At 73.1% G+C, this 9,910-nt stretch carries 9 protein-coding genes and 1 pseudogene; all 10 read left to right on the top strand.

Features of this window, described 5'->3' with window-relative positions:
• The first annotated feature begins 65 nt into the window (after positions 1 to 65).
• A complete protein-coding gene (locus tag TR50_RS21325) occupies positions 66 to 1,934 on the top strand; it encodes an eCIS core domain-containing protein (protein ID WP_042423843.1) in 1,869 nt (622 codons plus the stop codon).
• Between the two features lie 30 nt (positions 1,935 to 1,964).
• Entirely contained in the window at positions 1,965 to 2,489 is a 525-nt protein-coding gene (locus TR50_RS21320) for a phage tail protein (protein WP_042423841.1), read from the top strand.
• A gap of 45 nt (positions 2,490 to 2,534) precedes the next feature.
• Positions 2,535 to 3,110 carry a phage tail protein gene (locus TR50_RS21315; protein ID WP_084700663.1) on the top strand — a complete coding sequence of 192 codons (576 nt, stop codon included), beginning with the start codon at positions 2,535 to 2,537 and terminating at the stop codon, positions 3,108 to 3,110.
• A 13-nt stretch (positions 3,111 to 3,123) separates the two neighbouring features.
• Positions 3,124 to 3,855, top strand: coding sequence for a CIS tube protein (locus TR50_RS42745; RefSeq protein WP_160311146.1), 732 nt, complete (start codon positions 3,124 to 3,126; stop codon positions 3,853 to 3,855).
• The gene (locus tag TR50_RS42740) at positions 3,852 to 4,622 is read left to right on the top strand and encodes a LysM peptidoglycan-binding domain-containing protein (RefSeq protein WP_152648529.1); all 771 of its coding nucleotides are present in this window, start codon (positions 3,852 to 3,854) and stop codon (positions 4,620 to 4,622) included. The genes TR50_RS42745 and TR50_RS42740 overlap by 4 nt, the downstream gene beginning before the upstream one ends.
• Complete coding sequence (locus TR50_RS21300; protein WP_042423835.1) at positions 4,622 to 6,475, top strand: VgrG-related protein; 1,854 nt, start codon at positions 4,622 to 4,624, stop codon at positions 6,473 to 6,475. Before TR50_RS42740 ends, TR50_RS21300 begins: the two co-directional genes overlap by 1 nt.
• 31 nt (positions 6,476 to 6,506) lie before the next feature.
• Positions 6,507 to 6,905 carry a GPW/gp25 family protein gene (locus TR50_RS21295; RefSeq protein WP_042423832.1) on the top strand — a complete coding sequence of 133 codons (399 nt, stop codon included), beginning with the start codon at positions 6,507 to 6,509 and terminating at the stop codon, positions 6,903 to 6,905.
• A gap of 47 nt (positions 6,906 to 6,952) precedes the next feature.
• Positions 6,953 to 8,968: a putative baseplate assembly protein gene (locus TR50_RS21290; protein ID WP_042423829.1), complete on the top strand. Its 2,016-nt coding sequence runs from the start codon at positions 6,953 to 6,955 to the stop codon at positions 8,966 to 8,968.
• Positions 8,968 to 9,504, top strand: coding sequence for a phage tail protein (locus TR50_RS21285; protein ID WP_201776847.1), 537 nt, complete (start codon positions 8,968 to 8,970; stop codon positions 9,502 to 9,504). The genes TR50_RS21290 and TR50_RS21285 overlap by 1 nt, the downstream gene beginning before the upstream one ends.
• A pseudogene (locus TR50_RS49000) lies at positions 9,501 to 9,910 on the top strand (hypothetical protein); the annotation flags it as partial. The gene TR50_RS21285 and the pseudogene TR50_RS49000, both read left to right, overlap by 4 nt.

Here is a 9,910-nt window from a genome sequence, read left to right as displayed (position 1 = left end):
GGCCCGAGCCGCCTGCCGACGCAACGGCACCTGTCCGACCGCCCACCCAAGGGCCCGCCCCACGCGTGCCCGCGGGTCCGCCCCAGGCCACCGAGGCCGACACGACCGCCGAAGCGCCGTGGAGGGAAGCCCCTGCGGACCCGTCCGGCCCCGGACAGGACCGCGGAGGCGACCCCGCGGGCGTCGCCCCGGACAGCGGTCCGGTCGGGGTCGTGTACCGGGCGCCGCTCGGTGCGCTCCCCCGCCGACCCACGCTGACGGTCTCCCCTGTTCCCGAGGGCCTCGCCGCCGAGATGCACCGGACGTTCGGCGTGGAGGTCGGCGACGTGCCGGTCTTCCTGGGCGAGGACGTGGCCGACCGGTCCCGCGCCCTGGGTGCCAGGGCCTTCACGACGCAGGGTGCGGTGTTCCTGCCGGCCGGGCCCGAATCGCTCGGCCATCCCGAGGTCCGCGGGCTTCTCGCCCACGAGTTGATGCACGCGGCCCAGCAGCGTTCCGCCATGGGCGGCCCCGGTCCCGAACCGGGACACGAGGAGGCGGAAGTCGAGGCCCGGATCGCCGAACAGTGGGCCGCCACCAGGCAGTTGCCGCCACCCGGTTTCCTGCCCGTGGTCCGTGCAACCGGCCACGCGGCAGCGGCAGGGACGGCCCGGCGGCACCTCCCCGTCACGAGCGGGTTCGTGCCCGCGAACCCGGCTGCGCCGCGCTACGCCCCGCCCGCAGCGGACGTCGCGAACCTCGCGGACGTCGGTGCGCTGGGCCGTCCGCCGCGTTCGGCGGCGGCCCCGGTCCCCGAGCCTCAGCCGGCCTCCAGCCCGGCGGGCGCGCCGCCCCCGGACGCGCCGTCCACGCTGGAAGCACTGAACCGCCTGCTCGATCAAGGCTGGCACGCCGTCGATGCCGCTGCCCCGGCTCCCTTGGACCAACGCTCCAACGCGAGCGACCAGGGGGGCGCGGAGTCCACCGCGACGACCGCCGCCCGCGCAGTACCTGCGACCTTGGACGCGCTCAACCAGCTCCTCGCCCGGGGGTGGGGGGCCGGAGCCCCTTCGAAAACCGCGCTCGCGGGCCCGGAGAGGTCCTGGCCGCCCGAGGTCGTGCTCGGCACCGACCCGGACCCCGTGGTGCCGGGGTCGGCGCCCGTGCCCGGTCCGGTGCCGGGTACACCTGTGCCCGCTCCGGGCGAGCCCGCACAGCCGCTGCCCCCGGACGCGGCAGCAGATGACACGGCCGCGCACGTCGCACCGGTCGCGCCCCTCGCGCCCGAGGCGACCCCGGGCGCCCTCCCGAGCCCGCCGTCCCGGGGCGAGCCCCGGTCCGACGCGCAGGCCCCGCCGCCGATGCCCCGGCCGGGCCCGGATGCCGGATCCGTCACGGGGAGCGCCGCGCAGACGCCCACGGCGTCCGCCGGTGCCTTCCCGGACGAAGGGCCGCAGGACGGTCCGGAGGCGTCGCTCAACCGCCTGGTCGGTTCCGGGGCGTTCGGCCCGTCACCCCCGCCTGCCGCACCTGCCGCACCTGTCGAGTTCCCCCGGTTCCCCTCGTCTCCGCCGACGACCGGGCCTGGTGACGCCGAGGAGTTGTCGCCCGGCCGGCTGTCCGCAGCCGTCGCCGCCTTGGCCGCCGGCGGAGCGGGCGCGTTGCTGGGGGCGACGCTGCCGCAGGAGGGCTCAGCCGCCCGGTACCTGGGCGGGACCGTGCCCATGACGCCGTCGTGGCAGGCCCCGTGGCAGGAGACTCCCCCGGTCCGTCCGGGCTCCGACGAGGGCGTCGCGCCCGAACACGAGGTGGACGACCGCCGACTGCTCGATCTCGACAACCCTCGGGACGTGGACGAGCTGGCGGTCCTGGTCTACCCGCGGCTGTCGGCGCGGATCCGCAACGAACTGCTCATCGACCGCGAGCGCAGCGGTCGGCTGATGGATTTCCGCTAGGAGCCACGACACGAGATGAGGAGGCCCGAGATGACGCTACAGATTCCGACAACGGGTTCCGGGGGTCCGGCCGCGGCGATGCTCAGCCGCGCCAACACACTGATCGGCGGGATGTTCGGGACGACGGGGATGGCGCACCGCTTCCGCGTCCTCATCGACACCCCGGAGTACAACCTGGGCACCTGGTCCAAGGTGTCCGGCCTCCAGGTGAACTGGCGGGTCTGCGAGTACCGCACCGGTGCCGGGTGGAACTCCCTTGTGCAGTTTCCCGGGCAGACGACGTACCAGCTGATCAAGCTGAGCCGGGCCGCGTGCAGGGATTCCGAGACGGTGCAGCGGTGGCTCAAGAACACCGCCGTGAACGCCTCCTTCTCCACCGGGGAGATCTCCATGGTCGACTGGCTCGGACTGCCGGTGGTCACCTGGGAGCTCACGGCGTTCTTCCCGGCGGGCTGGTCGATCTCGGACTTCGACGCCGGCGGCAGCAAGGTCGCCATGGAGACGCTGGAGCTCGCCCACTCGGGTTTCCTTCAGGACGACAAAGCCTTGCCGTGACCGGGCCGGTGCGGCCCTGGAAAGCCCCTTCGAGGAGGTACCACCATGTCTTCTCCCCCGGATCCTGCGTCCCTGGCCGCTCGCGCGTCCTCGTTGGCGAGCCCGACCCTGGCAGGTGGCCTGCAAGGCGGCGGAACGCGGGACCCTGTCGCTCTGACGAACCGCTTCACCGTCCAGGTGGACGGCGACGACCTGGGCTGCTGGAGCACCTGCTCGGGGCTGAAGGTGGAGTTCACCACCAAGACGGTGGAGGAGGGCGGTGCGTACTCCTACGCACATCTGCTGCCCGAGCGCGTGAAGTTCTCCCGGATCATCCTGCAACGCGCCCTGACGCGCGCCGGATCCACCTTCGTCCTCGGATGGTTGAAGCGAGTCGAGAGCAACTGGGTGAACGCGGGCGACGGTTCCGCCGCGAGGCGGTTCACCCCTGAAGGGGCGAAGATCACGCTGTACGACTTCCAGGGCGTGGAGGTCTGCTCGTGGAGTCTGTCCCATGTCGTCCCGGTGGTCTGGTCGGTGGCCGACTTCGACGCCTCGACCAGCAAAGTGGCCATGGAAAGACTCGAGTTGGAGCACCACGGATTCCTGAGCCATGCCGCGGACCCCCGGCGGACGACGTGAGGGCGAGGCACTGATGACCGCACCAGGACCCGGAGCTGTTCCCAGGGCGACGCTCAGCGAGATCGATGCCGCACGGCCGCGCCCGGCCAACGGGATCGTGCTCGACTACAACCCCACCGGCGTCAGCGTCAGGCACCGGTCCGCGCCGCTCAGAAGACCGGACCAGACCCAGGACGAGCAACCGGTTCGACACGAGGACTACGGCTCCACGGAACTGGCGTTCACGTCGGTCACCTTCGACGGTTCCGGTGGACGGACCGTAGCCGCCGTCCTCGGCCAGCTGCTCGCCTGGAGCACCCCGCTGCTGACGGACACGACGGACAAGGTGTCCGCGAAGAAGCACACACCGCTCGAATTCACCTGGGGCCGCACCGTCTACACCCCGGTGGAGCTGCGCAACGTCACGGCCGACATCACCCGGTTCAGCGATCGTGGCGTGCCCCTGCGCGCGACCGTCGATCTCGTGCTGCACGTGCTGGATCCGGACCCGGCAAAGTCCACCGACGCGGGCGAGTTCGACAAGAGGCAGAACCCGACGTCCGGCGGGCGGCCGGGACATGGCGCCCACACGGTCGTCGAGGGCGACACCCTCGGATCCGTGGCCCAGGCGGCGTTCGGCGACGCGGGGCAGTGGCGCCGGATCGCCGACGCGAGCGGCATCGAGGACCCCTTGCGTCTTCGGCCGGGCCGGCGGCTGCGCCTGCCAAGTCGACAGGATGCGACGGCGGACGGAGAACCCCGATGACCCCGCCCTGGACCCCGGCGGCCCCCAGCCCGGGAGCCCGATCGGCCAAAGCGCCGCCGACGACGACGGCAGGGGCGAAGGCCCGGCTCGTGGAACTGCTGGGCGGCTGGAACATGAGGGAGCCCACCGTCATCGGCGGCTCGCGCGCGGTGCTGACCTTCGACTTCAACCCAGCCGCCCTCCGGATCAACCACACGTCCAAGGTGCGGTTCTGCGAGGACTACAACGAACGCAAGGAGGCCCTGCACAACCTCGGCCAGACGACGCTGACGTGCAGCGACCTCACCCTGGTCGGCGACGACAGGCCGGTCAGGGCGGCGGTCGACCTGCTGACGCGGTGGGCCACGCCGGTCCTGCCGCCCGGCGCGACGAAAGCCTCCGAGGGCGAGTTGCCGCAACTCGCTTTCACCTGGGGTGACCTGCGGGTGGAGACGGCCGAGCTCACCCGACTCGACGCCTCCTACACCCGGTTCAGCGAGCAGGGCGAGCCGCTGCGTGCGAACGCGACGCTGACGCTGCGCGTCCTGAAGAACCTTCAGTTGGGCGCGCAGAATCCGACGTCCGCCGGAATCCCCGGCCGGGGCGCGTGCACCGTCGTGGACGGGGACACGCTCGCGTCGGTGGCCGTGCGCAGGTACGGCGATCCGAACCTGTGGCGGCGCGTGGCCGACGCCAACGGCGTCGAGGACCCGCTGCGGGTGCGCCCGGGCCGGCGTCTGTACCTGCCCGGTGTCTACGAGGCCTACGAGCCCCCTGGAGGCGCGTGATGCCTGACAACCCCGCGAGCATGCAGGTGTGCACCGGCAGCGGTCGCACGCCCCTGTCGCCGGAGATGCACGGGAGGATCACCCGTGTCGTGGTCGACGAGGACCGCTCCCGACCCTCGATGTTCGAGATCGGGTTCCGCGACGTCGACGGCGCGACCCTGACCCGGTCGGGGCTTGCGCTCGGCACCGAGGTCCAGGTGCTGGCGACCGCGGACGGCGCGACCTCCGCCACCTCGCTGATCAGGGGCGAGGTGGTGGCCCTGGAGGGCCGCTACGAGCGCCTGGCCTGCGAGACCGTGGTGCGCGGCTACGACCGGGCGCACCGGCTCCAGCGGGTCCGCCGCACCCGCACGTTCGCGCGGATGACCGACTCGGCGATCGTGCGGCGGGTCCTGCGGGAGGTCGGACTGGACGTCGGCGCCTGCGTCGAGCAGACCTCGGCCGTGCACGAGCACCTGGGCCAGACGGATCAGACCGACTGGGACTTCCTGCTGTGGCGGGCCCGGGAGTTGGGCTTCCACGTGGGGGTCGCCGACGGGCGGTTCTACTTCTGCGGGCCCGCTGCGGCAGGCCCGTCCAGGGCTCTCGAACTGGGTGGCAACCTGCGGGAGTTCCGGCCCCGGGTGACCGGCGGGAACCTGGCCGGGCAGGTGGAGGTGCGGGTGTGGGACCCGATCGACGCCAAGGCGGTCGCGCAGAGCGGTCCCCTGTCCAGCGCGACGTTCACCGGTGGCACGAGCGCCGAGCGGGCCGCCGGGCCGTTCGGGCTCGCCTTCCGCGGTGAGCTGGGCGCGGGGGTGCGGGACCGCGGGCCGGCTCCCTCGAACGACGCCTACGTCGTGGTGGACCGTCAGGTCGCCACCGGCGCGCAGATCGCGTCGGCGGCCCGCCTGGTCGCCGACGGCGTGGCCGAGCACATGTCCAGCACGTTCGCCGAGGCCGACGGCAGCGCCGCGGGCGATCCCACGCTGCGTCCCGGGACGCGGGTGAGCATCACCGGCGTGCCTGAGCCGTTCGCGGGCGCCTGGACGGTGACCGGCGCGACCCACATGATCGACCTGGCCCGGGGAGTCCGCTACGTCACCGAGTTCCGCGTGGGCGGGCTGCAGGACCGGTCGCTGCTGCGGCTGGCCCAGAGCCGCGCGGCCGCCGATCCGGCGCTGCCGGGACTGATGTGCGGGATCGTCAGCGACACCGGCGACCCACGGGCGCTGGGACGGGTCAAGGTCGTCCTGCCGCTGCTGGCGCCCTCCTACGAGAGCGACTGGGCCCCGGTGATGCAGCTGGGCGGCGCGGGCAGCAGCGGCACCATGTTCCTGCCCGAGGTCGGCGACCAGGTCCTGCTGGGTTTCGAGCTGCAGGATCCGCGCCGACCGTACGTCCTCGGCGCGGTGGTCTCCCAGGGCAGCACCTTCGGCCTGCCGAAGACGGCGGTGAGGAGGTCCGGGGAGGCGAGCAGGGTGGTCCGGCGGGGATTCGCCGCGCCCAGCGGGAACCAGTTGCTGTTCACCGACGACATGCCGCAGGACGGCCCCCCGCACGAGTCCCGGATCAGTCTGGGGAGCGGCGACGGGTCGCTGGAGCTGTCCTTCGACATGGTGGCGGGCACTGTCACCGTCGTCTCGCACCACCAGGACGGGAAGGTGACGGTGTCGTGCACGGGCAGCGGAGGGGTGAGCGTCCAGACCGGGCAGGGCGTGCCCGTCGAAGTGGCCTGCGGCGGAAGGCTCACCCTGAGCGGCAGCGAGGTGGAGGTGCGCAGCCAGGGCAAGGTCACCCTGTCCGGGGCCGAGGTCGAGGTCAGCGGCCAGGGGCAGGTGGCCGTCAAGGGGGCGCAGATCTCCCTGGGTTAGGCCGGGGCCGGACGCAAGTTGAGGAGGCGCAATGCACGAGGAGTTCATCGGGTGCGGCTGGGCCTACCCGCTGGGCGTCGACGCCACCGGGCGCGTCGCCATGGTGGGCGGAGCGCGGGAACTGGAGCAGGCCGTCGAGCTGGTGCTGATGACCTACCCCGGTGAGCGCGCCATGCGCCCGGAGTTCGGCTGCCCGCTGCGGGACTACGTCTTCGCGGGCGCCGACAGCTCCGTGGCCGGTGACATCGCCCTTCAGGTGCGCCGCGCGCTCGAACGCTGGGAGCCGCGGATCGACGTGGCCGCGGTGGACGTCGGCGTCGATCCCGACCACGACAACCGGCTTCTGATCGACATCCAGTACGCCGTGAAGGACACCAACGACTGGCGGAACCTCGTCTTCCCCTTCTACACGATCCCCCAGGAGGGCTAGGCCCCGGTCCACGACACCCAACACCCCAACGCCCCGAGGAGCAGCGCATGGCACTGCCGTCCCCGAATCTCGACGACCGCACCTTCCAGCAGCTGGTGGACGATGCCAAGCGCATGGTCCAGAAGCGCTGCCCGGAGTGGACCGACCACAACGTCTCCGATCCGGGCGTCACGCTCATCGAGACGTTCGCGCAGATGACCGAGCAACTGCTCTACCGGCTCAACCAGGTGCCGGACCGCCTCTACCTGAGGTTCCTGGACCTGATCGGGTTGCGGCTGCTGCCGCCGACGGCGGCCAGGGTGCCGGTCACGTTCTGGCTGACCTCCGCACTCGACTCGCCCCTGGTGGTCCCCCGCGCCACGACCACGGCCACGGCCGGGTCCCAGGCCGAGGAGCCGGTGGTGTTCTCCACCCTGGAGGACCTCACCATCCCTCCCTGCCGCGTCCGGCACCTGCGCCGGATCGCCGGCCCGCAGACGCTTCCGCTTCCTCTTCCGCTTCCGCCCCCGGTCGCCGGCGGACCCGAGACGGGCGAGGACACCACCGACCACACCACCACCTTGGAGCTGCGCGGCTCCTTCCCCGCCTTCAGCGACCCGCCGCGCAGCGACGACCAACTGTTGATCGGGCTCGACACGGCGGTGCCGTGCTGCGCCGTCACCGTGGACTTCCAGGGCCGGATCGAGGGCGTCGGCGTCGACCCGCGCCGCCCGCCGCTGGCGTGGGAGGCGTGGGACGGGGAGCGGTGGCATCCGTGCGAGCTCTCCAGCGACACCACCGGCGGGCTGAACCGCACCGGCTCGGTGATCCTGCACGTCCCCCGGGAGCACCGGGCCGCGCTGCTGAACGGGGTCCTGGCCGGTTGGCTGCGCGCCCGCGTGACCGCCGCCGAACCGGGCCAACCCCACTACACCGCCTCCCCGGTGGTGCGCGGCCTGTCGGTCAGCACCGTGGGCGGGACCGTCGCCGCGCTCAACGCGGAGTTCGCCGACGCCGAGGACCTCGGGGTGTGCGAGGGCGTCGCGGGCCAGCGCTTCCAGGTGCCGCGCGTGCCGGTGCTCGCGGCGGTCGGCACGCCGGTCCTGGAGATCTCCAGTGAGGCGGAGGGCTGGCAGGAGTGGACCGAGGTCGACCACTTCGCCGAGAGCGGCCCCGAGGACCGGCACTTCCAACTCGACGCCACGGCGGGCGAGATCCGCCTCGGCCCGGCGGTGCGGCTGCCGGACGGCACGCTGCGCCACTACGGGGCCGTCCCCGACCCGGGCGCGGCCGCCCGCCTGCGAGGCTTCGCCACCGGCGGCGGCAGTCGCGGCAACGTCGCCGCGCACGCGATCGACCTGCTCACCTCACCTGTGCCGTTCATCTCCCGGGTCGACAACCTCGTCCCGGCCGCCGGCGGCACCGAGGGCGAGAGCGTCGCCCAGGCCAGGGACCGCGGGCCGCTGCTGCTGCGCACCCGCAGCCGCGCGGTGACCGCCGACGACTTCGAGTTCTTCGCCCGCCAAGCCGCCCCGGAGGCCGGACGCCTGCGCTGCCTGCCCGCCGACGCCCCGGGCGACGCGCCCGGCGCCGTCCGGGTGCTGGTCGTCCCGACGGCCCACAGCGAGGACGGGCGCATCGACCTGCCCGCCCTGATCCCGGACCGCACCACCTTGGACCGCATCGCCGCCCGCCTGGACGAGGTACGGCTGCTCGGCACCCGTGTGGTGGTCGAACCGCCCCTGTACCGGGGCGTCACGGTGGTCGCGCGGCTGGTCGCCCGCCCGCGCACCGACCGCGCGCGCCTGCGCGAGGAGGCCCTGCGCGCGCTCTACACCTTCCTCAGCCCGCTCCCCGGCGGCGGCCCCGAGGGCCACGGCTGGCCGTTCGGGCGTCCGGTCCAGTCGGGGGAGGTGTACGCGGTCCTGCAGAAGCTGCACGGAGTCGAACTCGTCGAGGACGTCCGCCTGTTCAGCGTCAACCCGATCACCGGGGAGCACGGCGGGGAACAGCGCCGCATCCACCTCGAACCCAACAGCATGGTCTTCTCCCACGGCCATCAGGTCCGCGTGGAGGCCCACTGATGCGGGGCACGGTTCCCGGGCTGGCCACCCCCTCCCCCATGGGCCGGCTGATGCCCGCGATCTTCCAGGAGGACGGGTTCGCGATGCGGCTGACCGACGCCCTCGACGAGGTCCTGGCCCCCGTCATCGCCACCCTGGACTGCCTGACCGCCTATCTCGACCCGCTCCTGGCGCCCGACGACTTCCTGTCCTGGCTGGCCGGCTGGTTCGACGTCGCCCTGGACGAGAACTGGAACGCCCGGCGCAGACGCGAGATGGTCGCCCACATCGTCGAGCTCTACCGGTGGCGCGGCACCCCCGCCGGGCTCGCGCGCCAACTGGAGATCGCGACCGGCGCGGTCGTCGACATCGACGACAGCGGCGGCGTGGTCGTGGGCGACACCCCCGGAACAGCGCTGCCGGGCAGACCCGAGCCGCACATCGGCATCCGGATCCGCGGAGTGGATCCGGGCGCGGTGGACCTGGTCGCGCTCGAGGACATCGTCCGCGCCTGCAAGCCGGCCCATCTGCGCCACTCGATCGAGGTGATCCCGTGATCGTCTGCAGGGGTTGCGGATCGCGCAACCATGACAAGGACGCCTTCTGCGGCTCGTGCGGCAGCTTCCTGGAATGGACAGGTGAGCAGTCGACACCGCGGATCCCCCAGGAGTTCGTCGAGGAGGTCCGGCAGGACGCCGCGGCGGACCAGTCCCGGGGCTTCTTCCCCCGTCTCACCGTCGCGGTCAACCGCGTGCTGAGCGGAGGCGGGGCTCCGCCCCCTCTCCCGGCCAACCCTCCCGCGGGCGGCGGCCGCCCCGCTCCGGCCCCCGCTCCGGCGGCACCCCCCAAGCCGGGCGCGGCAGGTCCACCACCACCGCCCAAGCCCGACGGCGCAGCACCTCCGCCGCCGCCCCCGCCGAAGCCGGGCGGCGCACTTCCGCCGCCGCCGAAGCCCGACGGCGC

The organism is Streptacidiphilus anmyonensis (genome assembly GCF_000787855.1).
Lineage (GTDB): Bacteria > Actinomycetota > Actinomycetes > Streptomycetales > Streptomycetaceae > Streptacidiphilus > Streptacidiphilus anmyonensis.
This window is presented reverse-complemented; position numbering and strand designations above follow the sequence as displayed.